Annotated in this window: 22 protein-coding genes; 12 read left to right on the forward strand and 10 right to left on the reverse strand. The window is 69.0% G+C overall.

Features of this window, described 5'->3' with window-relative positions:
- Positions 1-84 precede the first annotated feature (84 nt).
- The 3 genes from ACAM51_RS16690 to ACAM51_RS16700 are packed head-to-tail and all read left to right on the forward strand — an operon-like array spanning position 85 to position 4,071.
- A complete protein-coding gene (locus tag ACAM51_RS16690; RefSeq protein ID WP_369641240.1) occupies positions 85-1,986 on the forward strand; it encodes an amidohydrolase in 1,902 nt (633 codons plus the stop codon).
- A 2-nt stretch (positions 1,987-1,988) separates the two neighbouring features.
- Positions 1,989-2,399, forward strand: coding sequence for a DoxX family protein (locus ACAM51_RS16695; protein ID WP_369643837.1), 411 nt, complete (start codon positions 1,989-1,991; stop codon positions 2,397-2,399).
- Complete coding sequence (locus ACAM51_RS16700) at positions 2,389-4,071, forward strand: MFS transporter (protein WP_369641241.1); 1,683 nt, start codon at positions 2,389-2,391, stop codon at positions 4,069-4,071. Before ACAM51_RS16695 ends, ACAM51_RS16700 begins: the two co-directional genes overlap by 11 nt.
- Before the next feature lie 95 nt (positions 4,072-4,166).
- Here ACAM51_RS16700 and ACAM51_RS16705 read toward each other — a convergent pair whose 3' ends face one another.
- Complete coding sequence (locus ACAM51_RS16705) at positions 4,167-6,269, reverse strand: molybdopterin-dependent oxidoreductase (RefSeq protein WP_369641242.1); 2,103 nt, start codon at positions 6,267-6,269, stop codon at positions 4,167-4,169.
- 152 nt (positions 6,270-6,421) lie between these two features.
- Between ACAM51_RS16705 and ACAM51_RS16710 the strand changes: the two genes are divergently transcribed.
- Complete coding sequence (locus ACAM51_RS16710; RefSeq protein ID WP_369641243.1) at positions 6,422-7,570, forward strand: ABC transporter substrate-binding protein; 1,149 nt, start codon at positions 6,422-6,424, stop codon at positions 7,568-7,570.
- Positions 7,571-7,716: 146 nt separating this feature from the next.
- On the opposite strand, the gene argE is transcribed toward ACAM51_RS16710, so the two are convergent.
- The gene (gene argE / locus ACAM51_RS16715; protein ID WP_218297279.1) at positions 7,717-8,889 is read right to left on the reverse strand and encodes an acetylornithine deacetylase; all 1,173 of its coding nucleotides are present in this window, start codon (positions 8,887-8,889) and stop codon (positions 7,717-7,719) included.
- 76 nt (positions 8,890-8,965) lie between these two features.
- Between argE and ACAM51_RS16720 the strand changes: the two genes are divergently transcribed.
- From ACAM51_RS16720 to ACAM51_RS16735, 4 genes are all read left to right on the forward strand, one after another.
- A complete protein-coding gene (locus ACAM51_RS16720) occupies positions 8,966-10,174 on the forward strand; it encodes a M20 aminoacylase family protein (protein WP_218297278.1) in 1,209 nt (402 codons plus the stop codon).
- Between the two features lie 94 nt (positions 10,175-10,268).
- Positions 10,269-11,366 (forward strand): M14 family metallopeptidase, encoded by a 1,098-nt coding sequence (locus ACAM51_RS16725; protein WP_218297277.1) that lies wholly within the window; start codon positions 10,269-10,271, stop codon positions 11,364-11,366.
- Between the two features lie 242 nt (positions 11,367-11,608).
- Positions 11,609-12,610, forward strand: a complete 1,002-nt coding sequence (locus tag ACAM51_RS16730) for a response regulator transcription factor (protein ID WP_369641244.1) — start codon at positions 11,609-11,611, stop codon at positions 12,608-12,610.
- Between the two features lie 167 nt (positions 12,611-12,777).
- On the forward strand, positions 12,778-14,415 hold the full coding sequence (locus ACAM51_RS16735; protein ID WP_369641245.1) for a tannase/feruloyl esterase family alpha/beta hydrolase: 1,638 nt from the start codon (positions 12,778-12,780) through the stop codon (positions 14,413-14,415).
- A gap of 113 nt (positions 14,416-14,528) precedes the next feature.
- Here the strand turns inward: ACAM51_RS16735 and ACAM51_RS16740 are convergent, their stop codons facing one another.
- Complete coding sequence (locus ACAM51_RS16740) at positions 14,529-14,909, reverse strand: tautomerase family protein (RefSeq protein ID WP_369641246.1); 381 nt, start codon at positions 14,907-14,909, stop codon at positions 14,529-14,531.
- Between the two features lie 95 nt (positions 14,910-15,004).
- Here ACAM51_RS16740 and ACAM51_RS16745 point away from each other — a divergent pair, with 95 nt between their 5' ends.
- Positions 15,005-15,862: a LysR family transcriptional regulator gene (locus tag ACAM51_RS16745; protein ID WP_369641247.1), complete on the forward strand. Its 858-nt coding sequence runs from the start codon at positions 15,005-15,007 to the stop codon at positions 15,860-15,862.
- Positions 15,863-15,889: 27 nt separating this feature from the next.
- On the opposite strand, the gene ACAM51_RS16750 is transcribed toward ACAM51_RS16745, so the two are convergent.
- Together ACAM51_RS16750 and ACAM51_RS16755 are read right to left on the reverse strand one after the other, a co-directional pair.
- A complete protein-coding gene (locus ACAM51_RS16750; RefSeq protein WP_369641248.1) occupies positions 15,890-16,510 on the reverse strand; it encodes a DUF922 domain-containing Zn-dependent protease in 621 nt (206 codons plus the stop codon).
- Positions 16,507-18,141, reverse strand: a complete 1,635-nt coding sequence (locus tag ACAM51_RS16755; protein ID WP_218297273.1) for a wax ester/triacylglycerol synthase family O-acyltransferase — start codon at positions 18,139-18,141, stop codon at positions 16,507-16,509. The genes ACAM51_RS16750 and ACAM51_RS16755 overlap by 4 nt, the downstream gene beginning before the upstream one ends.
- Positions 18,142-18,304: 163 nt before the next feature.
- Between ACAM51_RS16755 and ACAM51_RS16760 the strand changes: the two genes are divergently transcribed.
- Positions 18,305-18,559 carry an acyl-CoA-binding protein gene (locus ACAM51_RS16760; RefSeq protein ID WP_218297272.1) on the forward strand — a complete coding sequence of 85 codons (255 nt, stop codon included), beginning with the start codon at positions 18,305-18,307 and terminating at the stop codon, positions 18,557-18,559.
- A gap of 179 nt (positions 18,560-18,738) precedes the next feature.
- Here the strand turns inward: ACAM51_RS16760 and ACAM51_RS16765 are convergent, their stop codons facing one another.
- Together ACAM51_RS16765 and ACAM51_RS16770 are read right to left on the reverse strand one after the other, a co-directional pair.
- A complete protein-coding gene (locus ACAM51_RS16765; RefSeq protein WP_369641249.1) occupies positions 18,739-19,968 on the reverse strand; it encodes a CaiB/BaiF CoA transferase family protein in 1,230 nt (409 codons plus the stop codon).
- Complete coding sequence (locus ACAM51_RS16770; RefSeq protein WP_369641250.1) at positions 19,961-20,893, reverse strand: hydroxymethylglutaryl-CoA lyase; 933 nt, start codon at positions 20,891-20,893, stop codon at positions 19,961-19,963. The genes ACAM51_RS16765 and ACAM51_RS16770 overlap by 8 nt, the downstream gene beginning before the upstream one ends.
- Positions 20,894-21,052: 159 nt before the next feature.
- Here ACAM51_RS16770 and ACAM51_RS16775 point away from each other — a divergent pair, with 159 nt between their 5' ends.
- A complete protein-coding gene (locus tag ACAM51_RS16775; protein WP_369641251.1) occupies positions 21,053-21,781 on the forward strand; it encodes an IclR family transcriptional regulator in 729 nt (242 codons plus the stop codon).
- Between the two features lie 159 nt (positions 21,782-21,940).
- Positions 21,941-23,002, forward strand: coding sequence for an ornithine cyclodeaminase (locus ACAM51_RS16780; RefSeq protein ID WP_369641252.1), 1,062 nt, complete (start codon positions 21,941-21,943; stop codon positions 23,000-23,002).
- Between the two features lie 16 nt (positions 23,003-23,018).
- Here ACAM51_RS16780 and ACAM51_RS16785 read toward each other — a convergent pair whose 3' ends face one another.
- Genes ACAM51_RS16785 through ACAM51_RS16795 form a run of 3 tightly spaced genes read right to left on the reverse strand, consistent with a single transcriptional unit; the run spans position 23,019 to position 25,313 of the window.
- Positions 23,019-23,723, reverse strand: a complete 705-nt coding sequence (locus ACAM51_RS16785; RefSeq protein ID WP_369641253.1) for a nitroreductase — start codon at positions 23,721-23,723, stop codon at positions 23,019-23,021.
- A gap of 16 nt (positions 23,724-23,739) precedes the next feature.
- Positions 23,740-24,147, reverse strand: coding sequence for a polyhydroxyalkanoic acid system family protein (locus tag ACAM51_RS16790; protein ID WP_369641254.1), 408 nt, complete (start codon positions 24,145-24,147; stop codon positions 23,740-23,742).
- Between the two features lie 11 nt (positions 24,148-24,158).
- A complete protein-coding gene (locus tag ACAM51_RS16795; protein WP_369641255.1) occupies positions 24,159-25,313 on the reverse strand; it encodes an aminopeptidase in 1,155 nt (384 codons plus the stop codon).
- Between the last annotated feature and the right edge of the window lie 48 nt (positions 25,314-25,361).

The following is a 25,361-nucleotide window of genomic DNA, read 5'->3' on the forward strand; positions in this document are numbered from 1 at the left end:
CTCGGTGCAGGCCAGGGCCGCTCGCTACGGCCACTGCACCCTTTTTGCGCTCTGCCATTGCTGAAATTCTCTGAGCCCCAAGACATGAACCAACCTGCCACCACTCCCGACCTCATCCTGCGCAACGGCCGCTTCACCACGCTGGACCGCGCCAACCCCACGGCCAGCGCGGTCGCCATTGCGCAAGGGCGCTTCACCAAGGTGGGTGACGACCGCGAGGTGATGGCGCTGGCCGGTGCGGGCACGCGGGTCATCGACCTGGGCGGGCGCAGCGTGCTGCCGGGGCTCATCGACAACCACCTGCACATCATCCGCGGCGGCCTCAACTTCAACATGGAGCTGCGGTGGGACGGGGTGAAGAGCCTGGCCGACGCCATGGCCATGCTCAAAGCCCAGGTGGCGGTGACGCCCGCGCCGCAGTGGGTGCGCGTGGTGGGCGGCTTCACCGAACACCAGTTTGCGGAAAAGCGCCTGCCCACGCTGGCCGAGCTGAACGCCGTGGCGCCCGATACGCCCGTGTTCATCCTGCATTTGTACGACCGCGCGCTGCTCAACGGCGCCGCGCTGCGCGCCGTGGGCTACGGCAAGGACACGCCCGCGCCGCCCGGCGGCGAGATCGTGCGCGACAGCGCGGGCAACCCCACGGGCCTGCTGCTGGCCAAGCCCAATGCGGCCATCCTGTACGCCACGCTGGCCAAGGGCCCCAAGCTGCCGCACGACTACCAGGTCAACTCCACGCGCCACTTCATGCGCGAGCTCAACCGCCTGGGCGTGACCGGCGCCATCGACGCGGGCGGCGGCATGCAGAACTACCCGGATGACTACGACGTGATCCAGGAGCTGGCCGATGCCGACCAGCTCACCATCCGCCTGGCCTACAACCTGTTCACGCAAAAGCCCCAGCACGAGAAGGAAGACTTCCTGAACTGGACGGCCACCTCGCAGTACAAGCAGGGCACGGACTACTTTCGCCACAACGGCGCGGGCGAGATGCTCGTGTTCTCCGCCGCCGACTTCGAGGACTTCCGCCAGCCCCAGCCCGAGCTCGCGCCCGGCATGGAAGGCGAGCTGGAAGAGGTGGTGCGCATCCTCGCGCAGAACCGCTGGCCCTGGCGCATGCACGCCACGTATGACGAGACCATCGAGCGCGCGCTCAACGTGTTCGAAAAGGTCAACCAGGACACGCCGCTGGCCGGCCTGAACTGGTTCTTCGACCACGCCGAGACCATCTCGGAAAAGTCCATCGACCGCATCGCCGCCCTGGGCGGCGGCGTGGCCGTGCAGCACCGCATGGCCTACCAGGGCGAGTACTTCGTGGGGCGCTACGGCGCCGCGGCGGCAGAGGCCACGCCCCCGGTCAAGCGCATGCTGGAGAAGGGCGTCCACGTGTCCGCCGGCACCGACGCCACCCGCGTGGCCAGCTACAACCCCTGGGTGTCGCTGTCCTGGCTCGTCACCGGCAAGACGGTGGGCGGCCTGCAGCTCACGCCGCAGCGCAACTGCCTCACCCGCGACCAGGCCCTGCGCATGTGGACCGAGAACGTCACCTGGTTCAGCAACGAGCACGGCAAGAAGGGCCGCATCGAGGCGGGCCAACTGGCCGACCTCGTCGTGCCCGACCGCGACTTCTTTGCCTGCCCCGAGTCCGACATCGCCGACACCACGGCCCTGCTCACCGTGGTGGGCGGCAAGGTGGTCTATGGAGTGGGCGACTTCGCGCGCTTCGACGACGCGGCCCCGCCGCCCGCCATGCCCGACTGGTCACCCGTGCGCACCTTCGGCGGCTACGGCGCCTGGGGCGCCCAGGGAGGGCCGGACGGCGCGCCACTGCAGGCCGTGCTGCGCAACGCGGCCGCGAACTGCGGTTGCGCCAGCAACTGCAACCTGCACGGCCATGCCCACGCCACGGCCTGGAGCAGCAAGCTGCCGGTGTCCGACTTGCAGGGCTTTTGGGGTGCGCTCGGCTGCGCCTGCTGGGCGGTGTGACGGTGTTGCACGCATTGCAAACCGCCGCCTCCGCGCCCTGGGTGCAGACGCTGGCGCTGCTGTGCCTGTGCGCCGCGTACCTGCAGGGCGGCATCGGCAAGGCCCGCGACTTTGCCGGCGCCGTGGCCGAAGTGCGCTCGCTCGGCCTCGCGCCCGCCGCGCCCATCGCTGCTGCCACGCTGGTGCTGCAGCTTTCGGCCTCGGCGCTCATCCTGTCGGGCTGGTACCGCTGGCTGGGGGCATTGGCCCTGGCGGGCTTCACCGTGCTGGCCGCCTTGCTGGCAGACCGCTTTTGGGTCGCGCCGCCCGCCGATCGGCAGCGCAGCGCCAACGCATTCTTTGAACACTGGGGCCTGGTGGGCGGCATGCTGCTCGTCGCCTCGCACGACCTCGGAGGCCGCCATGCCGGATAACCAACACGATCATCACCACCACCATACCCCCACTGCTGCAGCGCCCAAGGGCTCCACAGCGCCCGCGGCATCCGGCAGCTTCGCTCCCCTGGCCATCCCCGTCTTCGCGGTGCTCTGGGCCGCCACCGTACTGGGCAACATCGGCAGCTTCATGCGCGACGTCGCCAGCGCCTGGATGGTGACCGAGCTCTCGTCCAGCCCCACCGCGGTCGCGCTGATCCAGACGGCCGCCACGCTGCCCGTCTTTCTGCTTGCCATCCCTGCGGGCGTGCTGTCGGACATCCTGGACCGCCGCCGCTTCCTCATCGGCGTGCAGGTGCTGCTGGCGGCCGTCAGCGGCACGCTGCTCATCCTGGCCAACACCCACACGCTGACGGTGGAGTGGCTGGTGGCGCTGACCTTCGTGGGCGGCATCGGCGCTGCGCTCATGGGCCCCACCTGGCAGTCCATCGTGCCCGAGCTGGTGCCGCGCAGCGAGCTCAAGAGCGCCGTGGCGCTCAACTCGCTGGGCATCAACATCGCACGCGCCATCGGCCCGGCGGCGGGCGGCCTGCTGCTGGCCAGCTTCGGCGCGGCCATGGCCTACGGCCTGGACGTGCTGAGCTATGTGTTCGTGATCGCCGCGCTGCTGTGGTGGAAGCGCCCGAAGGCCGAGGCGTCAGGCCTGAACGAGCAGTTCTTCGGCGCCTTCCGCGCCGGCGTGCGCTACGCCCGCGCCAGCCGCGATCTGCACGTGGTGCTGCTGCGCGCGGCCGTGTTCTTCCTGTTCGCCAGCTCCGTCTGGGCGCTGCTTCCGCTGGTGGCGCGCCGCATGCTGGGCGGCTCGGCAGGCTTTTACGGCGTGATGCTCGGCGCCGTGGGCGCGGGCGCCATCCTGGGCGCCGTGCTGCTGCCCCGTTTGCGCAAATGGCTCGACACCGATGGCCTGGTGCTGCTGGCCTCGCTGCTCACCGCCGCCGTCATGGGCGTGCTGACCGTGGCTCCGCCCCAGTGGGCCGCCGTGGCGCTGATGCTGGTGCTGGGCCTGGGCTGGATCATCGCGCTGACCACGCTCAACGGCGTGGCCCAGGCCGTGCTGCCCAACTGGGTGCGCGGCCGCGGCCTGGCCATCTACCTCATGGTCTTCAACGGCGCGATGGCCGCCGGCAGCCTGGGCTGGGGCCTCATCGCGGGGCAGGCCGGCTTGCCGGTCACGCTGCTGCTGGGCGCGGCCGGGCTGGTGGTGGCGTCGCTCATCTTTCACCGCGTGAAGCTGCCCACCGGCGAGGCCGACCTGCAGCCCTCCAACCACTGGCCCGAGCCCCTGCTGGCCGAACCCGTGGCGCACGACCGGGGCCCGGTGATGGTGCAGATCGAATACCGCATCGCCAAGCCCGACCTGCCCGCCTTCCTGCAGGCCATGCACCGCCTGTCGGCCGAGCGCCGCCGCGACGGTGCCTATGCCTGGGGCGTGGCCGAACACACCGGCGAGCCGGGCCGCGTGATCGAGTGGTTCCTGGTCGAATCCTGGGCCGAGCACCTGCGCCAGCACCACCGCGTGTCCAAGGCGGACGCGGACCTGCAGGCGGAGGCGCTGCGATTTCACCAGGGAGCGGAGCGGCCCGTGGTGCATCACTTTCTGGCGTTGACTGCGGGGGACGCAGGCCGCACCCATGCCATGCAGGCACAGTGAGAGGTGGTTTTTAGTGAAAATAGCTACTGGCGCCTGTCCAATAAGCGCCATTAGCTATCAAAACATGAGCATTCTGCGTGTCTGGCAGAGCGCGGTCAGCCTGCTATTGCCGCTGCCTCCACAGCCTCCACCTCCACCAAGCAGTCATAAAACGTCGGCGCGCGGCCCAGGTCCGTGAGGGCCTGGCTGGTGACCTCGTTCACGTTGGTGCCGTCAAGCCCCAGCTTGCGCCACCAGATGCCCAGGCCGTTGACCACGCCGGGCCGTGCGCGGCGGGAGACGGTGGCGTGGCACTGGTAGCTGCCACGGTCGTTGAACACGCGCACCACGGCGTCGTTGGCTATGCCGCGGGCTTCGGCGTCGTCGGGGTGGATCTCCAGGATCGGGCGGCCTTCGATGTTGCGCAGGCTCGTCACGTTCACGAAGGTGGAGTTCAAAAAGTTGCGCGCGGGCGGCGAGATCATCGCCAGCGGGTAGCGGGCATCCGTGCCCTGCAGCTCGTAATTGGGCAGGTGGTCGGGCAGGCCGTCCAGGCCCTGGGCGGCCAGGCGGGCGCTGTAGAACTCGCACTTGCCCGACGGTGACGGAAAGTTGCCTTCGGCGAACAGTGCATCCGGGATGGCCACGGTGGCAAAGCCCTGGGATTCGAGCAGCGCGTAGTCCACGGCATCCCCAAACGCCTGGCGGCACAGCGCCTCGTCGGTGTCGGCAAAGCAGGGCTCGGCAAAGCCCATGCGCGCGGCCAGGTCGCGGAAGATCTGCGCGTTGCTGCGGGCCTCGCCCAAGGGCTTAATGGCGGGGCGGTTGAGCACCACGTCGGTGTGGCCGTAGGACAGGTGCACGTCCCAGTGTTCGAGCTGCGTGGTGGCGGGCAGGATGTAGTCCGCGTAGTCGGCGGTGTCGGTCTTGAAGTGCTCCAGCACCACGGTGAACAGGTCTTCGCGCGCAAAGCCGCGCACCACCTTGCCCGAGTCCGGGGCCACCGCCACGGGGTTGCTGTTGTAGACCACCACGGCCTCGACCTTCGGGCCGAAGGCGGGCGATGCCTCGCGCAGCAGGTCGTCGCCGATGGTCGTCATGTTGATGGTGCGGGGCACGCGCCCTGAGGCCGCCTGGGGCATCAGGTCGGGCCGCTGCAGCACCGCGCGCTGCGCCGGGAACTGGCCGGAGCTGGACAGCAGCATGCCGCCCGCGCGGTGGCGCCAGGCGCCGGTGAGGGCGGGCAGGCAGGCCACGGCGCGCACGGCATTGCCGCCGCCGCGCACGCGCTGCATGCCGTAGTTCAGGCGGATGGCGGCGGGCTTGGTGGTGCCGTAGTCCCGGGCCAGCTGGCGGATCTGCTCGACCGGAATGCCGCAGATCTCGGCGGCGCGCTCGGGCGGCCACTGCAGGGCGCGCTCGCGCAGCGGGTCCCAGCCCAGCGTGTGGCGCGCGATGTAGTCGTGGTCCAGCCAGTCGTGGGCGATCAGCTCGTGCATCAGCGCCAGGGCCAGCGCGGCATCGGTGCCCGGGCGCAGGGCGATGTGCTCGTGGCATTTGTCGGCTGTCTCGCTCTTGCGCGGGTCGATGCACACCAGCCGGGCGCCATTCCTCTTGGCCTGCTGCGCGTAGCGCCAGAAATGCAGGTTGCTGCCGATGGAGTTGCTGCCCCAGATCAGGATGAGCTGCGATTCGGCGAAGAACTCCACTTTCATGCCCACCTTGCCGCCCAGGGTCTGCGTCAGCGCTTCGGCCCCGGCGGATGCGCAGATGGTGCGGTCGAGCAGCGATGCACCGAGCTTGTGGAAGAAGCGGCGGTCCATGCTCTCGCCCTGCACCATGCCCATGGTGCCGGCGTAGCTGTAGGGCAGCACGGCCTCGGGGTCGCGCGCGGCGATGGACTGCAGGCGATGGGCGATGTCGTCCAGGGCCTCGTCCCAGCTGACAGGCGCGAACTGGCCGCTGCCCTTGGGGCCCGTGCGCTTGAGCGGAGTGAGCACGCGCTCGGGGTGGTAGCTGCGCTCGGTGTACTTGCTCACCTTGGCGCACAGCGCGCCGTCGGTGTGGCGGTGGTCGGGATTGCCCTGCACGCGGGTGGCCACGCCGTTGTCGTCCACGGTGGTGATCAGGGCGCAGGTGTCGGGGCAATCGTGCGGGCAGGCGCCACGCACCTGGACGGGGACAGCTGGCGGAGAAATGGTGGCGGAAGGCGTGGACATATGTGGGGTGGTCGTTAAACTGCCAGAGGGTTGGAAACGGCGTGCATATCTAACCAACATCTATCAAATTGCGCATCGCTTCCCCAGCAGGCTGCTCACCGGCAGCATCGAGGGGTCAGCCTCGTTGTGTTGACAGGAAGAGGGATTTCACCATGAAGCAAATGGCATTGGGGCGCAGACAGTTTTCCATCGGCCTGGGTGCGGCCGCGCTGGGGGGCTTCCAGAGGGCGGGTGCCCAGGGCGAAGGCCGCATCGTGCTGGGCCAGTCGGCTGCCTTCACCGGCCCGGCGGCGCAGCTGGGCGTGCAGTTCAACCTGGGGGCCAAGCTCTTTTTCGACCAGCTCAATGCCCAGGGCGGCGTGGGCCGGCGCATGGTGGAGATCCGCACCATGGACGATGGCTACGAGCCCGACCGCTGCGCCGAAAACACCAGGAAACTCATCGCCGACGAGGTGTTCGCCCTGTTCGGCTACATCGGCACCCCCACCAGCCTGGCCGCGCTGCCCCTGTTCACCCGGGAGAAGGTGCCGTTCTTCGGCCCCTTCACCGGGGCCGAGGCGCTGCGCCAGCCATTCAACCGGCTCATCTTCCATGTGCGCGCGTCCTACTACGACGAAACCGCGCTCATCGTGCGCCAGCTCACCAACCTCGGGCTCAAGAAGATCGCCGTGTTCTACCAGAACGACGCCTACGGCAAGGCCGGGCTCGACGGCGTGAACCGGGCACTGGCCGAGCTCAAGCTCGCGGCGGTGGCCACGGCCACGGTGGAGCGCAATTCCACCGATGTGAAGGCCGCCGTGGACAAGCTGGTGTCCGCCCAGCCCGACGCCGTGGTGCAGATCGCCGCCTATGCGGGCAGCGCGGCCTTCGTGCGCGCGGCGCGCAAGGCGGGGTACGGCGGCACGTTCTACAACGTGTCTTTCGTGGGCACGCAGGCCCTGGCCGATGAGCTGGGCAAGAACGGCGCGGGCGTGGTGGTCTCGCAGGTCGTGCCCTCGCCCTACCAGCCCTCGCGCCAGATCACGCGCGAGTTCCTGGAGGCCATCAAGAAGGGGGGCGACAAGGTGCAGCCCAACTATTCCAGCATGGAAGGCTACCTGGCCGCCCGCATCTTCACCGAGGGCCTGCGGCAGGCGCAAGGCGGCGGCAAGCTCACGCGCGAGAGCTTCATCGCCGGCACCGAGGCGATCGGCAACCAGGTGATCTCGGGGTTTCCGGTGTCGTTCAGCGCCACCAGCCACGCGGCGTCGAAGTTTGTCGAGATGTCGATGCTGACGGGGGACGGACGCGTGAGGACTTGACATCCCCCTGAGCCGCTTCGCGTCTTCCCCAGAGGGGGACGCCACCCGTGGCCTGGCGGAGCCAGTTCCACGGTGGCACTGGTCTGGGGCGCGCCAGTTGCAGCCCGCGTGGGGATTGCGTTGGCCAGAGGCTTTGCAGGACTTGGCTAGTCGATCGAGGTGGTGCGCGCCAGCCCCTGCATGAACGCCTCGCAGCGCGCCAGCTGTTCCAGGCTCACATACTCGTCCGGCTGGTGCGCCTGGCGGATGCTGCCGGGGCCGCAGACCACGGTGGAGATGCCGGCGTTCTTGAACAGGCCGGCCTCGGTGCCGAAGGCGACGAGGGTGGTGCTCTTCTCGCCCGACAGGGTCTGCGCCAGGCGCGTCACCGGGTCGTCCTTGCTGCCCAGGAAGCTCGGGATCTCGCAGATGGTTTCGAACGAGAAGCCGGCCGCCGGCGCCACCTGCTTCATGCGCGGCTCCAGAGATTTCGCATACGCCACCACCTCGGACTGCATCTGCGCGGCGTTGGCCGTGGGCAGGTCGCGGAATTCATAGCGGAACTCGGCATCGCGCGGCACCACGTTGTCGGCGATGCCGCCGTGGAACTGGCCCACGCTGGTGGTCGAGAACGGCACGTCGAAGCCCTCGAAGCGGGGCTCCTCGCGCTCGAAACCCTCGCCCATGTCGCGCAGGCGGCCGACCACGCGGGCCGCCATCTCGATGGCGTTGACCGAATGGGGCGTGAGCGACGAGTGCGCCTCCTTGCCGCGCACGCAGCACTTGTAGCGGTACACGCCCTTGTGGGCGATGGCGGGCACCATGCTGGTGGGTTCGCCCACGATGCAGGCCAGCGGCTTGATGTTCGCTTCGCGCAGGTCGGCGATCAGTTCCTTGACGCCGAAGCAGCCGATCTCTTCCTCATAGCTGAAGGCCAGGTGCACGGCGAAGGGCGCGTTGCTGTGGAGGAACTGCTCGGCCTGCGACACGGCGATGCCGATGAAGGCCTTCATGTCGGCGCTGCCCCGGCCATACAGGCTCGGCCCCTCGGGGCCGTCCAGGACGCGCGCGCTCAGCGGGTCCATCGTCCATTCCTGCCCATCCCACGGCACGGTGTCCGTGTGGCCCGAAAGGATCACGCCGGCCGGCTTGCCTTCGCCCAGGGTGGCGAACAGGTTGGCCTTGGTCTTGTCCTCGTTGAAGGTCAGCCGGCTTTTCACGCCCAGCCGGGCGAGGTGGTCGCGGATGAAATGGATCAGCTCCAGGTTGGAGTTGTGGCTGACGGTGTTCATGCGCACCAGGGTTTGCGCGAGTTCGAGGGCGTGTGGCGAGAGCTTCATGTTGCAGTGCAAATAAACCCCGGGTGGCGCAGGGCAGGCCAGCGGGCTAGACTGTGAGATCGTAAGGATACATATCATGAACGTTATTGATTCCATCGTCACGCAGGCGGCCAGTATTGCCGCCGTGCGCCGGGACATTCACGCGCATCCCGAGCTGTGCTTCGAAGAGGTGCGCACCGCCGATGTGGTGGCGCAAAAGCTCACCGAATGGGGCATTCCCATCCACCGGGGCCTGGGCACCACGGGCGTGGTCGGCATCGTCAAGGGCCGCGACGGCGGCGCCAGCGGACGGGCCATCGGCCTGCGCGCCGACATGGACGCCCTGCCCATGCAGGAGTTCAACACCTTTGCCCACGCCAGCAAGCACCAGGGCAAGATGCACGCCTGCGGCCATGACGGCCATGTGGCCATGCTGCTGGCCGCGGCGCAGCATTTCGCCAGGCACCGCAATTTCGACGGCACCGTGTACCTGATCTTCCAGCCGGCCGAAGAGGGCGGCGGCGGTGCGCGCGAGATGATCACCGACGGCCTGTTCGAGCAGTTCCCCATGCAGGCCGTGTACGGCATGCACAACTGGCCTGGCATGCCCGTGGGCCAGTTCGCGGTGAGCCCCGGCCCGGTGATGGCGTCCAGCAATGAGTTCAAGATCACCATCCGCGGCAAGGGCAGCCATGCGGCGCTGCCGCACAACGGCATCGACCCGGTGCCGATCGCCTGTCAGATGGTGCAGGCCTTCCAGACCATCATCAGCCGCAACAAGAAGCCCGTGGACGCGGGCGTGATCTCGGTGACGATGGTGCACGCGGGCGAGGCCACCAACGTGGTGCCCGACAGCTGCGAGCTGCAGGGCACGGTGCGCACGTTCTCCATCGAGGTGCTGGACCTGATCGAAAAGCGCATGAAGCAGGTCGCCGAGCACACCTGCGCCGCGCACGACGCCACCTGCGAATTCCACTTCCACCGCAACTACCCGCCCACCGTGAACTCGCCGGCCGAGGCCGACTTTGCGCGCAAGGTGATGGCCGGCATCGTGGGCGAGGCCAATGTGCTGGTGCAGGAGCCCACCATGGGCGCGGAAGACTTCGCCTTCATGCTGCAGGCCAAGCCCGGTGCCTACTGCTTCATCGCCAATGGCGACGGCGCGCACCGCGAGATGGGCCATGGCGGCGGGCCCTGCACGCTGCACAACCCGAGTTACGACTTCAACGACGACCTGATCCCGCTGGGCGCCACCTACTGGGTCAAGCTGGCCGAGGAGTGGCTGGCGCAGCCAACGGCGGCCTGACGCCGGCTTCTTGGCTGTCCTGACGCCCCGGGCCCCCTGCGTGCCCGGGCTTTCTTTTCTCTTGTTTCCAACCCACCCACGAAAGCCACCGCCCATGATCGGCATCGCCCGCGCCTTTTCGCCCAGCTACGCCCAGGCCCGCAAGAAATTTCTGGAGGCCGCGGCCGCTGCGGGCCTGCCCATCGAATCGCACGCCCACCCGCTCAAAGGGCGCGACGGCGAAGACCTGGCCATGGACGTGGTGCGCGACGGCCCGGCCGATGCGACCAGGCTGCTCATTGTGAGCAGCGCCTGCCACGGCGTGGAAGGCTACTGCGGCAGCGGCGTGCAGGTGTTTGCGCTGCACGATCAGGAGTGGCGCGACAAGGCGCGCGCGGCCGGCGTGGCCACGCTCTACATCCACGCGCTCAACCCCTATGGTTTTTCGCACGTGCGCCGCTTCACCCACGAGAACGTGGACCTGAACCGCAACTTCCAGGACTTTTCAAAGCCCCTGCCCGTGAACGAGGCCTACCGCGAAGTCCAGCCGCTGCTGCTGCCCGAGGCGTGGCCCCCGTTGCCCGAGAATGCCGCCGCCGTGCAGCAGTACATCGGCACCAAGGGTGAGGCGGCCTGGCAGGCCGCCATCTCGCGGGGCCAGCACGAGTTTCCGCAAGGCCTGTTCTTTGGCGGCACCGAGCCCACCTGGAGCAACCGCACGCTGCGCCAGGTGCTGCGCCAGCATGGCGCGGGCGCGTCGCACATCGCGTGGATCGACCTGCACACGGGCCTGGGCCCCAGCGGCCATGGCGAGCGCATCTACGCCGGCAACGACGACGATGTGGCCGTGGCGCGCGCACGCGCCTGGTGGGATGGCGGCGGCGCCACGCCGGTCACCTCCATCTATGACGGCTCGTCCACCTCGGCCTTCCTCACCGGCCTCATGTGGACCTCGATCTACGACGAATGCCCGCATGCCGAGTACACCGGCATCGCCATGGAATACGGTACCGTACCCGTGCTCGATGTGATGAACGCGATTCGCGCCGAGCAGTGGCTCAACCTGCACCCCGGCACCCCCGCCGACAAGGCCGCGCAGATCAAGGCGCAGATGCTGGCGGCGTTCTACACCGACACCGATGAATGGAAGGGCCAGATCATCAGCCAGGCGCGGCAGTCGATGTTCCAGGCGGTGGATGGGCTGGCACGCTGAATGGAATGGAATTGGCCGCTGGCGCTTTGTGAATAAGCGCAGAAAGCTATAAAAATGATAGCATTTGCGCCGGCGCGGGCTGCAGCCGCGTAGCGGGCTGCGCACGCACCTGCCGCCGCCTCGGGGGGGGCTTGGGGTGGCGGCCGCTACCATCGCCTGAAAAAACAGGAGACTGGCGCCATGGCCCACGCAGACGACGCGCTTCGCGCAGCGCAAGACGCCCCGGCGGTATGCCGATGAGCATGCCCCCTTCCGCAACGGGCGGGCGCGGCCCCGCCGATGCCTTGCGGGCGCTCAGCCGCAGCCTGCTCGCGCTGGCGCGGGGGGCGCAGCAAGCGCCGCCGCAGGACATGCTGCACCAGGCCTTGCAGACGCTGCGGGAGCTGGTCCCCTTCGACGCGGCCTGGTGGGGCGAGGTGTCGGCCGGCGATGTGCACACCGGTCCGCGCAACTGGCTGCATGGCAGCATCGGCCTGAGCCAGAGCTTTGCGCAGGAATGGAACGAACTGTCCGCGGTGGACGAGTTCGCGCGCCAGTCCATGACCCGGCTGGGCGTGGTGATCCGCGAGCGCGATGTGGTGGGCGATATCGTGGAACACCCCGAGGTGGTGGCGTTCAGCCAGCGCCATGGCCTGTACCACTGCATGGCGCTCACCGCCGAGCTGCCCCACAGCGGACTGATGTTTTTTGTCTCGGTGTACCGCCCGCAGGCGCGTTCGGAATTCACCGACGAAGAGACCGTGTTGTTTGGCGAATTTGTGGTGCATCTGCTGCAGCACTGGCACCACGTGCTGCAGCGGCTGCAGAGCGAGTCCGCCAGCCGTCCCTGGGACAGCTTTGCGCTGGCGGAGCCCTCGGGAGAGCTGCTGTTTGCGGGCCTGCGCATCAGCATGGCGCTGGGCGAGGCGTGCCCCGGCTGGACGGGAACCCGCGTGCCGCTGGAGGTTCTGCAGGCCCTGCCACGTGCTCCCTGCAGCCTGTTGGTGGGCAAGTCCTGCCGCTTGCGGCTCGAACCCTGCGGTCCGCTGGTGGCTGTCAGCATGGCATCGCGCCACCAGAAGTCCCCACTGGCCCCGCGCGAGCTGAGCGCCGCCATGCTCTACGCCCAGGGGCGTTCCCACAAGGACATCGCCGCCACCCTGGGGCTCACCCCCGCCACCGTGCGCACCTACCTGCGCACCGCCTACGCCGTGCTGGGGGTGAACAACAAGCTGGCGCTGGTGGCGGCGCTGCGCAACGGGTAGCCAGGCCTGCTCGGTAGTTTCCCGGGCCCTCTGCATTTGCAGGGGCTGCAAGGGTGCCTTCTTTTCCTATCGTCCCCACCGGAGCCACAAGGGCTGCGGTGGCGGCCGTCCTGCTGCTGCTGCCAGTGCCTGGGCTCTTGAAAACCACCATCACTGGAGACTCCCGCATGTTCCCGATTCCATTCCTTGCCGGCGTGGCACCCCATCGCCGCGTCCACCACCGTGCCTCCCCGGGGCGGTGGGCCGCCTGCACCCTGACTGCCCTTGCCGCCGTGGCGCTGACGGCCTGCGGCGGCGGCGGCGATGCCCCCGCGCCCCTGGCCAGCAGGCCCCTGGCCGAGGCCTGCGCCGCCTACACCTCCACCGCCTTGCCCCATGGCGCCAAGGTCACGCGCACCGAGTTGCGCAAGGCCGAGGGCACGCTCCCGGACGCCTGCATCGTGCGCGGCCAGATCGTGTCCTCGCCCGAGTCGACGATCAACTGGGCGGTGGAGCTGCCCACGCTGGCGCAGTGGAACGGCAAGACGCTGACGATTGGCGGCGGTGGGTTCGACGGGTTCATTCCGACCGATGACCCGTGGTACCAGCAGCTCGTGGGTCCATCGGCCAATCCCTATGTGAAGATCAGTTCCGACTCTGGCCACCAGGTGCGCGGCTTTGCCTGGGGCAACAGCGATGTGGCGCTGCGCAACCATGCGTTCGATGCCAACCACTTCGTGCTGGAGATTGGCACCACCATCGCCACGGAGTTCTACGGCAAGCGCCCCGTGCGGCGCTACCACATGGGCCACTCCAACGGCGGTCGCTCGGGTCTGATCTCCACGCAGAAGTACCCCAAGGACTACGACGGCGTGGTGGCCATGGAGCCCGCCATCAGCCAGCAGGCGCACCAGGTCAACCTGGGTCCCACGGTGCTGCACCACATCTTCAAGAGCCGCGAGAACTGGATGAGCTCGGCCAAGATCGCGCTGTATGCCAAGGCCGAGACGGCCGCGTGTGATGGTCTCGATGGCCTGAAGGACGGCATCATCGGCAACGTCGCGGCATGCAACTACGTGCCCACCGACCTGCTGTGCCAGGGCGCCGACAACGACAGCTGCCTGACGGCCGGCCAGATCGAATCCATCCGCCTCATCTACAGCGACCACAAGACGCCCGTGACCCTGTCGCGCGGTGCCGTGGGCTATCCGCGCTACGGCCGGGGCGGCGCGTCCACCTCGGACTGGCAGTCGTACATGTTCGGTACCAGTTTTGAGAACCCCGACTCGTTCAACCACATGGCCGTGACGGAAGCCGCGCGCCTGGTGGAGGGCAACCCCAACGCCAGCATCCTGACGCACGACCCGACCCAGTACCAGGCGAAATATCTGCGGCTGGCCGAGATGATCGACGGTACCGACCCGGACATCTCCGCCTTTGCCGACAACGGTGGCAAGCTGCTGATCTGGTATGGCCTGGGCGACACCTGCGTGTCGGTGTACCGCACGGCGGAATACTTCGACACGGTGAAGCAGCGCCTGGGCGCGAGCAAGGTGCAGGGCTTTGCGCGCATGGTCACCTCGCCTTCCAACGGGCATGACCTGGACGGGGCGGGCACCGAGCCGCGTTCCATCGACCTGCTCGCTGCCATGGACGCCTGGGTGGAAAAAGGCGCGGCCCCCGACAAGCTGGTGGCAACGAAATTTGCCCCCGGCACCAGCACCCCCCTGGCCCAGCGCCCGGTGTGCGAGTACCCCAAGTTCCCGCGCTACAACGGCATGGGCGACCCCGCCAAGGCCGAGAGCTTTACCTGCTCGGCGTCCTGAACGCGGCGGGCCGCCATGGCGGCCCGTTCACCCCGCCCGGCGGCTGGTTCGCAGGTGCCGTGCCGACCCGCCTTCACCGCCGCCCACGACACGCAGCGCCGTGGAAGGGATGGCTACGCGTACTGCGCCAGGCCATGCCCGAAGGACCAGTTCTCCTTGGCGACCTCCACGATGTTCACGAACACATCCTCGGGCCTGAGGCCCGGGCTTTCCCCGAGCAGCTGCGCGATGCGCGCAAACAGCGCCTTCTTCTGCTCCAGAGTGCGCGTGTTGTTGGCGGTGATCTGGATGAACACCACGTCGTCGCTGCGCACCACGCCCAGGTAGGTGGGGCTGTAGCGGAAGTTCGCGGCCTCGTGCTCGGAGATGGTCATGAACTGGTCGTCCTCGGGCACGTTGAAGGTTTCGCGCAGGGCGCGGTACAGCGTGTCGAAGATCGCCTGGCGGTAGGCCGCGGGCTTTCCGGCGCGCATGGCAATGTGGATGAGGGGCATCGCAAGATCCTTTTTGAACAACAAAAGAAGAAGCTGGCGAAATGCTATCCATATGAATATGCTATGGATATCTATTTCAGAGATATCAAATTCAAATGGTTGAGCGATCCCTGGATCTGGATGCCGTCGAGGCCTTCGTGCGCATTGCCGAGCTGGGCAGCTTCACGCGCGCCGCCGAGGCCATGGGCACGGCGCAGGCCGCGATGAGCCTCAAGCTCCAGCGGCTGGAGGCCCGCCTGGGCTGCCGGCTCATCGAGCGCACGCCCCGGCATGTGCAGCTGTCCGCGCGGGGCGCCGCCTTTCTGGAACACGCCCGTGAACTCCTGGCCGTGCACGACCGCGCGCTCGCCACGTTCGCTCAGGCGCGCCAGCGCCTGACCATCGGCATCAGCGACCACGTGGCCGGGCCCGAGCTGCCCGCGCTGATCGCCCGCATGAACGCGCAGGACCCGCAGCTCCTGATCGAGATCCGGATCGGCTCGTCCGGCGACCTGCTGCAAGCCTACGACCGGCGCGAGCTGGATGCGGTGCTGGCCCGCATGCACGTGGGCCGCAGCGACGGCGAGCTGCTGGCCGAAGAGCAGTTCGGCTGGCTCGCGGCCCCCGGCTGGCAGCACCGCGCGGGCGAACCCCTTCCCCTGGCCACGCTGGCCGAGCCCTGTGGCGTGCGCGCGATGGCGGGGCGGTCGCTGGATGCCGCCGGCATGGCCTGGGCCGAGGTGTTTGTGGGCGGCGGCGTGGCGGCGGTGGCCGCGGCCGTGATGGCCGGGCTGGGGGTGGCGGCGCTGGCCCCGCGCATGCTGCCCCTGGGCGCGGTGGACGTCGGCACGCGCCTTGCGCTGCCCGCACTGCCCCGCCTGCCCGTGCTGCTGCACACCCGCATCAGGGACGGCCGCCCGCGCGACGCCCTGACGGCGCTGTCCGCGGCTTTCCGCAGCGCGGTGCGGGGCTAGCCTGGCCGAGGCCGGGCGATGATCCGCTCACTCCAGCCTGGCGCCTTGCGATGCGCCGTGGCGCGTGTCGTTGTCGTATTGCTTCTCGCGCTCGGCGTGTTCGCGCAGCAGGCGGTGGCCCAGCGCGTTGGCCTGGCGCTCCAGCGTGGCGCAGTCCGGCGCGGCGGGCAGCTGCGCAATGCCCTGGTCGATGGCGCGGGCGGCGTTGCGCCCGAACTGCACATGGCCTTGCTCGTGGCGTGACAGGGCCGGCAGGTAGCGGTCGAACAGCGCCCGCTGCGCCGGCGTGGCGCGCCGCAGCTCGGGCAGCTGCACCTCGGTGCGCAGCCGTGTGGTGACCTCGGTGATGCGGCATTCGCCCGACGAGGCCTCGCGCCCCCAGCGGAAGGTCCAGCGCACGTTCCAGCGGGTGTGGCCGTGAAAGCGCTGGCCGTCCGTGACGATGGGCGTGGCCGCGTTCAGCGCCTGGCGCAGCGTGTCGCCAGGCTCCGCATGCACGGCGTACGGGCGCTCGGCATGCTCCTCGCGCACGGCGGCCTGCGCCAGGGGCACAGCGGCCCACAGCGCCGCCAGCAGTGCGGCGGCCTTCATCCGCGGCCGCCGTGCCAGGGCCGCCAGGCCGCGCAGCGTCACAGGGTGCCGCTTCATTCGCCCCAGGGCAGCATCAGCGTGAGCAGCGAGAGCTGGTCGAACTCGGGCGCGAACGCGTCGATGATGCGCTGCGGCTCGGGGCACAGCGTGGTGTCGGTGATCACGCCGAACTGCACGCCGCCGCCATAGCTCAGGATGGAAACCCCCAGGCCGATGTCCCCCGACTGCGGCACCCAGAACATGCACTGCGTGACGCGCGCGCCGCACAGCGTGAGCTGCTCCTTGGGCCCCGGCACATTGGTCATGACCGCCGTGGTCTTGCGGCCGAACAGGTTGAGCAGCGCGTCCTGCGCGGGCTTGATCATCAGGCCCGCCACGGCGAGCATCGCGAACGCGAGGATGGGCTGGGTGCTGCCCTTGAGCGCATTCATGCGCTTGCGCACCTCGTACACGCGCTCCACCGGGTTGGCCATGCCGATGGGCAGCACCAGCGGCACCAGGCCGAAGCGGTTTCCCAGCTTCCAGGCCTCTTCCATGGGGCGCAGGTTCACGGGGATCATGGCGCGGATCTCCTGCCCCGTGGGGTCGTCGCCCTGGCTGCGCAGGTAGCCGCCGATGGCGCCGGCCACGCAGGACAGCAGCACGTCGTTGATCGAGCAGTTGAGCGCCTTGCCGATGGCCTTGACCTCCTCCAGCGGGATGGGCGGGCACCACGCCACGCGCTTGGCCTGGCCGGGCTGGCCCTTCAGGCGCGTGGGTGAATCGTCGGGCATCAGCGCCAGGGCGGCCGCGTCGCTCACCAGCTGGTAGGCCACGCGCGCCATGTCCAGGGTGCCCGACAGGCCGTTCTGCATCGCCTTCTCGGGGTCGCCCAGCATCTGCAGCGACCTGGCCGCGCTGTCGCCGGCCATATCGAGCGCTTTCACGGTCATGCCGGTGAAAGGCTTGATGAGCGTGTCGGCGATCCAGTCCTCTGCCGTGGCGGCCTCCTTGTCCGCACGGGACTTGCGCCTGGGGGGCTCGGCACCGCCATCGACCAGCGACATGGTCACCGAGATCAGCGCGATGCCGTCCGCGATGCAGTGGTGGATGCGCACCACGAGGGCGCTGCCGGGCTGGCCGTCGTCGCCCACGAAGTCCTCGATCAGGTGCATCTGCCACAGCGGGCGGCGCGCGTCCAGCGGCTGCATGGCCAGCTCGCCCACGCGGTCCTGCAGGGCGCGCTGCATGCTCTGTCCGGGGGTGCGGGGCAGCGTCTCGCGCAGCACATGGGCGGCGATGTCGAACTGGCGGTCTTCCACCCAGGTGGCCCCGGCCGCGTCCTCCACCACGCGCTGGCGAAAGCGCGGGTACTGCAGCAGGCGCTGCTGCACGCGCTCGCACAGCGCGTCCCAGCCGATGCCGGGAGAGAGCGTCCACACGCCGTTGATCATCATCAGGTTGCTGGCCGAGTCCATGCGCAGCCAGGCCGTGTCGACCTTGCTCATGCGTTCGCCCGAGAGGCCCAGCATGCCGGTGGCGGCACGCCGCACGTTCTTTTGCACCACGCCGGCGGCCTTGCGCGCGGCGGGCGGAAGGGCCTGGGCCGCGCGGCGGGCCACGTCGGGGGCCTGGGCGCGCACCTTGCGCAGGGGGCTGGCGGCGCCTTCGGTGGCCGGGGCGCGGGGGGCTGGGATGCGGGTCACCATCAGATGTACACCTGTTGTGGTTGTTTTTGGGGGCTTGCCTCTATGGATGGCACCGCTTGGCGCGGTGCGCAGCCCGTAAGATACAACGCAGCAAACCCTTGCCGACACCGTTCTTTCCCTCCCCCTTCCCCTTCTTTTGTTTTCCATCCAAGGAGCAACCGACATGGCCGACCTGAACGCCACCTTCGAAGCCGCCGTAGCCAATTCCAAGAACCTCAGCGAGCGCCCCGACAACGCCACGCTGCTCAAGATCTACGCGCTGTACAAGCAGGCCACCGCGGGCGACAACACCGAGAAGAAGCCCAGCTTCTCCGACATGGTGGGCCGTGCCAAATGGGACGCGTGGGAAAAGCTCAAGGGCACTGAAGCGGATGCCGCCAAGCAGCAATATGTCGACCTGATCACGTCACTCCAGTAGCCCCCTGAGGCGCTGCGCGCCTTCCCCCTCAGGGGGGACACGCCACCGGTGGCCCGGCAAAGCCGGTTCCACGGTGACACTGGTCTGGGCCCTGCCCCTTGGTGGGCGGGCTGGCGGAGTCAAAAACAAGCGGCCTCGGCCGCTTGTTTTTTGGCAGGTCCTCAGCAACCAGAGAAAAATCAGGCGCTACCGCTTGCTGGGTAAGCGCCAAGCGCTTCAATTTTTATAGCGTCGTAACCCAGCTCGGCCAGCAGCTCCGCATTGTGCTCACCCACCCGGGGCGGCGAGAGGCGCACGCCGGGGCGCTGGCCGTCCATGGCCAGCGGCAGCAGCACCGTCTGGGTGGCGCGGCCGTCGGGCAGGGTCATGGGGGCCAGGGCGCCGGTGGCGTTCAGGTGCGGGTCGGTGAGCAGGTCCTCTGGCCGCGTGATGGGCGCAAAGGGCAGGGCGTGGCGCTCGAACACGTCGGCCAGGTGCGCGGCGCTGTAGGGCGCGAGCCGCTCGCGCAGCAGCGGCATCATCCAGGCGCGTTCGCGCACGCGGTCGTTGTTGCTGGCCAGGCGCGGGTCGGCCTTCAGGTCGGCAAAGCCGAAGGCATCGCAGAACACCGCCCAGGCGCCATCGCTCACCACGGCCAGGAAGATCTGCTCGCCGTCCTTCACCTGAAACACGTCGTAGATCGCCCAGGCCGAGATGCGAGCGGGCATGGGGGCGGCGGGCTGGCCGGTGACGGCGAACTGCATGATGTGCTGCGCGACGAGGAACACGTTGTTCTCGAACAGCGCGCTCTGCACCTCCTGGCCGCGCCCGGTCTTCTCGCGCTGTGCGAGCGCGGCCATGGCGCCGATCGCGCCGAACATGCCGCCCATGATGTCGTTCACGCTGGTGCCCGCGCGCAGCGGGTCGCCGGGCCGGCCGGTCATGTAGGCCAGGCCGCCCATCATCTGCACCACCTCGTCGAGCGCGGTGCGGTGGTCGTACGGGCCGGGCAGAAAGCCCTTGTGGCTCACGTAGATGAGGCGCGGGTTCAGGGCCTTCAGGCTCGCGTAGTCCAGTCCCAGCTTCTGCATGGTGCCGGGCTTGAAGTTCTCGCTCACGATGTCGGCCGTGGCGATCAGGCGCAGCACCGCCTCCTTGCCCTCGGGGGTTTCCAGGTCCAGCGCCAGGCTCTTCTTGTTGCGGTTGAACAGCGGGAAGAATCCCGCCCCCGACCCGCGCAGCTTGCGCGTGGCATCGCCCTCGCGGCCATGGCCGATGGGCTCGACCTTGATGACCTCGGCCCCCAGGTCGGCCAGCACCAGGCCGCAGGTGGGGCCCATGACCATGTGGGTGAACTCCACCACGCGGATGCCGGTGTAGGGCAGGGCGGTCCGGCCGCAGCCTGGGGCGCTCTCGTTGTTTTCAGGCATGTGGTGTCTCCTGGGTCCAGCCCTTGGGCAGGCCCGCTTCGGGCGTCATCCCGTAGACCGGTTCGCCGGGCAGCCCCGCCTGCAGCGGCATGCGGGCCGCGAAGAGCTTGTGCAGGTCCACACCTGTGGACAGACCCATGGCCTCGAACATGAACACCAGGTCTTCGGTGACCACGTTGCCGGAGGCTCCGGGCGCATAGGGGCAGCCGCCCAGGCCGCCCAGCGATGCGTCGAAGGTGCGCACGCCCACGTCGTATGCGGCCAGGCAGTTGGCCAGGCCCAGGCCGCGCGTGTTGTGCATGTGGGCCGCGCCCGCGTGCGGGCCGATCTCGCTGCGCAGCCGCGTGAACAGGCGGCGCACCTGCGCGGGGTTGGCCATGCCGGTGGTGTCCGACAGGCCGACCTCGTCCACGCCTGCCGCCACGCAACTGGCGGCCAGGCGGATCACGTCGTCCTCGGGCACTTCGCCCTGCAGCGTGCAGCCGAACGCGGTGGAAATGCCCACTTCCACCAGCACCTGCGGCGCGGTCTCGGCGCGCAGGCGGGTGATGGCGCGCAGCTCGTCCACCATGGCGTCCGGGCTCTTGCGCACATTGGCCTGTGAATGCGCCGCGCTGGCCGACACGGGCAGCGTGATCTTGTGCACGCCGCTGGCCAGCGCGGCCTCGGCGCCGCGCAGGTTGGGTACCAGGGCCATCACGGTGATGCCGGGGTGGTTGAGCGCGTGGCGCACCACCTCGGCCACGTCGGCCATCTGCGGCAGCAGCCGCGCGGGCACGAAGGAGCCGACTTCAATTTCGCGCAGGCCCGCCGCCACGAGCGCGTCGATCCAGCGCAGCTTGTGCTGCGTGGGCATGGTGGCTTTCACGGACTGCAGGCCGTCGCGCGGGCCTACTTCGCTGATGAGGATGTCGGGGACGGGCATGGGCGGATTCCTGCGGGGCTGGCCGAGCGCCGGGGCTTGACGCTGCGGAGGGTTGTCGTTCTAATAGATGGAACGAAGTTCTTTCTATTGAAATGATTGACGGTTTGCGCTTTCGCGTCAAGCCCCCGCCCCTGCGTCCTGTCCCCACCCCGCGCCCGCATGCCCCGCAAATCCGCCCATGAATCCCTGGCCGATGCCGATGCCGCCCCGGGCGGCGTGGCGGCCGTGGACCGCGCGCTCACGCTGCTGGGTGCGTTCCGGCAGGGCGATGGTGCCCTGCCGCTCGCGGAACTGGCCGCGCGCACGCAGCTGCACAAGAGCACGGCGCTGCGCCTGCTCGCATCGCTGGAGCATGCACGATGGGTGCAGCGGCTCGCGGACGGCCGCTACGCCCTGGGCCCCGAGGTGGCGCGGCTGTATGCGCTGTACGCCGCCGCGTTCTCCCTCGACCGGGTGGTGCTGCCGGTGCTGCGCGATCTGGTGGCCGCCACGGGCGAAAGCGCGGCCTACCACGTGCGCCAGGGGGACGTGCGCCTGTGCCAGTTCCGGGTGGATTCGCCACACCCCGTGCGCGACCACATCCGCGCGGGCGATCTGCTGCCGCTCGAGCGCGGCACGGGCGGGCGGGTGCTGGTGGCGTTCGATCCGGCGCCCGGGCGCGTGCTGGGCGCGCGGGACCGCGCGCTGCATGCGCGCATCCGGGCCGATGGCTATGCCGCCAGCGTGGGCGACCGGCTCGACGAGGTCGCCGGAATCTCGGCACCGGTGTTCCATGCCGATGGCAGCCTGGCGGCGGCGGTCACGCTGACCATGCCCGCGCACCGCTATGACGAGCGCTACGTGAAGCCGGTGCTGGAGGCGGCACGCCGCCTGAACGGGCAGGTGTAGCCAGAAGAGGCTGAGACAGAGGTGGTGCGCGGGATTGGGCAGAAGGGCAGTTTGCGCTGCCGTTTCGCCAACCCGGCCTGCAATATGCGGCAGTTCTGGCGATTCACATTGCTGCGGCGCTCCGGGAAACTTGTCCCATCCCTTACGGAGACAAGCACCATGCGTTCCCAGAACACCTTCACCACCCTGTACCTCAGCGCGCCCGATGTCATCGACCTGGTGCGCCGCAAGGGCATCGAGGCCTGCCTGCGCGGCATCGCCGACAACATCCATGCCGATTTCCTGCGCTGGCAGGCGTTCGACAAGTCGGCGCGCGTGGCCAGCCATTCGCGGGACGGCGTGATCGAGCTCATGCCCATCGCCGACGGGGAGACGTATGCCTTCAAGTACGTCAACGGCCACCCGCGCAACACCCGGCTGGGCCTGTCGACCGTGATGGCGTTCGGCGTGCTGGCCGACGTGGCCACGGGGGCGCCCCTGCTGCTGAGCGAGCTCACGCTCACCACGGCGCTGCGCACGGCCGCCATGTCGGCGGTGGCCGCACGTGCCCTGGCACGCCCTTGCGCGCGCACCATGGCGCTCATCGGCAACGGTGCGCAAAGCGAGTTCCAGGCGCTGGCGTTCCACCACCTGCTGGGCATCGACACGCTGCGGCTGTTCGACACCGACCCGGCCGCCACCGCCAAGCTGCAGGCCAACCTGCAGGGCGGCGGCCTGCGCACCGTGGCCTGCGCCAGCGCGGCCGAGGCCGTGCGCGGCGCCGACATCGTGACCACGGTGACGGCCGACAAGACCAACGCCACCATCCTCACGCCGGACATGCTGGCGCCCGGCATGCACATCAATGCGGTGGGCGGCGACTGCCCCGGCAAGACGGAGCTGCATGCCGACGTGTTGCGCCAGGCGCAGGTGTTCGTCGAATATGCGCCGCAGACGCGCATCGAGGGCGATATCCAGCAACTGCCGTCCGACTTCGCGGTGACCGAGTTGTGGGAGGTGCTGGCGGGCCGCCTGCCGGGCCGCGGCAGCGATGCGCAGGTGACCGTGTTCGACTCGGTGGGCTTTGCGCTGGAGGACTTTTCCGCGCTGCGGTTCATGCGCCATGCCGCAGCCGAACTGGGGGTGGGCCAGCCCATCGAACTCATCCCCGAACTGTCCGACCCCAAGAACCTGTTTGGCGTGCTGCACGCGCGCGGCCCCTTGCTGCGCGCGGCGGCCTGAGGACGTGCCTGCCCCGTCAGTCGCGCCACACCACGCTGTCGGCAGGGTCTGCCCGCGTGGTGCGAAAGTGGTTGGCGGGGTGCGCGGGGTCGGCCAGGCCGAACGAGATGCCGCAGACGATGGTGCGGTCCGCGCCGATGCCCAGCACCTCGCGCAGCACGCCGGGGTACGAGGCCAGCGCGGCCTGCGCGATGGAGCCCACGCCCAGGCTGTGCGCGGCCAGCATGAAGCTTGACACGTACGCGCCGCAGTCCACCGCGCCATAGACGCCCAGCGCCTCATCGCTGCTGACGATGGCCACATGCGGCGCGCCGAACATCGTGAAGTTCTGCGCCGCCTGTTGCGCCGAGGCCTCGCGGTCGCCCTTGGTGATGCCCAGGGCTTCGTACAGGCCCCAGCCGCATTCACGCCGCCGCTCCTGGTACACGCCCCGGTATTCGCGGGGCCAGGGCAGGTCGGGCGCAGGGGCTGCCGCGGCCATGTGCGATTGCAGTGCGCCGCGCAGGCGCTCGAGCGTGGCGCCGCTGGCAATGGTGAGCTGCCAGGGCTGCGCGTTGCACCACGAGGCCGTGCGTTGCGCGGTGGCCAGGATGGCTTGCATGGTGGTGCGCGGCAGGGGTTCGGGCAGAAAGGCGCGGCAGCTGTAGCGGGTGTGAAGCAGCGCGGACAGGGTGTCGAACGCCGGGCTGTGGGCGGCGGTGCCGGTGGCGGTAGATGTCATGGTCCGGGCCTGGCGGCTACGCCTTCTTGGCCTTGGCCGCAGGTTTGGCCGCCGTCTTGGTACCCGGCTTGCCGGCGCCCGCCTCTGCCGCGTGTTTCTTCTTGTCGGTGGCGGGCTTCTGGGTGCCGGGGTGGGGCGCATTGAGCAGGGCATCGAGCTGTTCGCCAATTTCGGCCTCGATGCGGTCCTTGAACGCGCCGAACAGAAAACCCAGCTGGGCCTTCATCTCGAACTGCCGCGCGTCCACGAGCAGCGTGCCCTTGACGCCCGAGCGCGTGAAGGTGAGCGTGTCTTCGGTGTCGCCCTCTTCATAGACACATTCCATGTCGAATTTTTCCTCGGCCTTCTCGGCCCAGGAGAAGGCGATCTTGCGGGCCTCTTTCAGGCCCAGGTGGTGTTCGCGATGGATGTGGATGTCAGGCACAGGGTGTCTCCTTAAGAGGATTTTTGTGGGGGCTGCGCGGGCAGCAGGGCACGCAAGGCCTCGCGGCGCTGCGGCTGGGGCTGCTGCGCCAGCTGCCGTACGGCATCATAAAACCGGGGCCAGTCGCGGCCCTGCTGTTCGAACAGGGCCTCGAACGCGGGCACGAGTTCGTCGTAGGCCGCCTGGGCGGCAAAGCTCGCGTTGTTGGCCTTGGCCACCCAGCGGTCGTAGCCCGCCACCTGGGCCGTGGTGACCGAAGGCTGGGTGCCCGAAGCCGTGCCCAGCCACTGCGCGCGCAGTTGGGCGTAGCGCCCGCGGAATGCCTGCATTGCTTCATTTTTAATAGCATTCAGCGCTTGGTCGTCCAGCGCCAGGGCATCTTTTTGTGCATAGATGGCGGCCAGCTGCTCGCGCGTGGCGCGCGTGAGCGCGCGGAACGCGCCGCGCCGCGCCTCGCTGGTGGCGTAGGCCTCGCGCGCCTGGGGGGTGGAATGGGTGGCCAGCCACCGCGCCACGCCAATGCGTTCGACCGCCGTGGCAAAGGACTCGTTGAACAGCGTGTCCCCTTCGGCATACACCACCTGGTGCGCCAGTTCGTGGAACAGCAGGCGCACGAAGTCGCCCTCGGGCCAGGCGATGAAGGTGGAAAGCAGCGGGTCGCCCCCCGCCCAGTTCATGTAGCCCAGCGTGGAGTACGCGGGCACGCCGTACACCTCCACCTCCAGCCCCTGCGCGGCGAGCTGGTCGGCCTCGGCCTGGGCGTCGGCCTGGGCGAAGTAGCCGCGGTAGCCGATGCAGCCCGTGACCGGAAAGCACCAGGTGTGCAGCGTGAGCGCGTGCGGCGGCGCGGCCACCACGTTCCACACGGCGGCGGGGCGTTTCAGGTCGGCGTAGCGGCGGTAGCTTGCGTTGTCGGGCAGGCCCAGCTCGGCCACGGCGAAGGCCCGGGCGCGCTGCGCCAGCTGCAGGCGCTCGCGCAGCGCGGGCGCGATGTCGGTGCGTGCCACCCAGCGGTCGATGGGCTCGGCCGACTGCATGAGTTCCAGGTGCCCCACCATGGACTGCCAGTAGTAGCCCAGCGAACCGGTCGTGCTGGCACACCCGGACAGTGCAAGGCAAAGCAACGGGGCGGACACGGCCCGCAGGCAGGGGAGAAACTGGCGCATGGGGGCAGTTTATGGGCAGAAGACGCGCCGGGCGTGCGCACGGTTGTC

Origin of the sequence: Acidovorax sp. A79 (genome assembly GCF_041154505.1) — a bacterium.
In the GTDB taxonomy this organism is placed as follows: Bacteria; Pseudomonadota; Gammaproteobacteria; order Burkholderiales; family Burkholderiaceae_C; genus Acidovorax.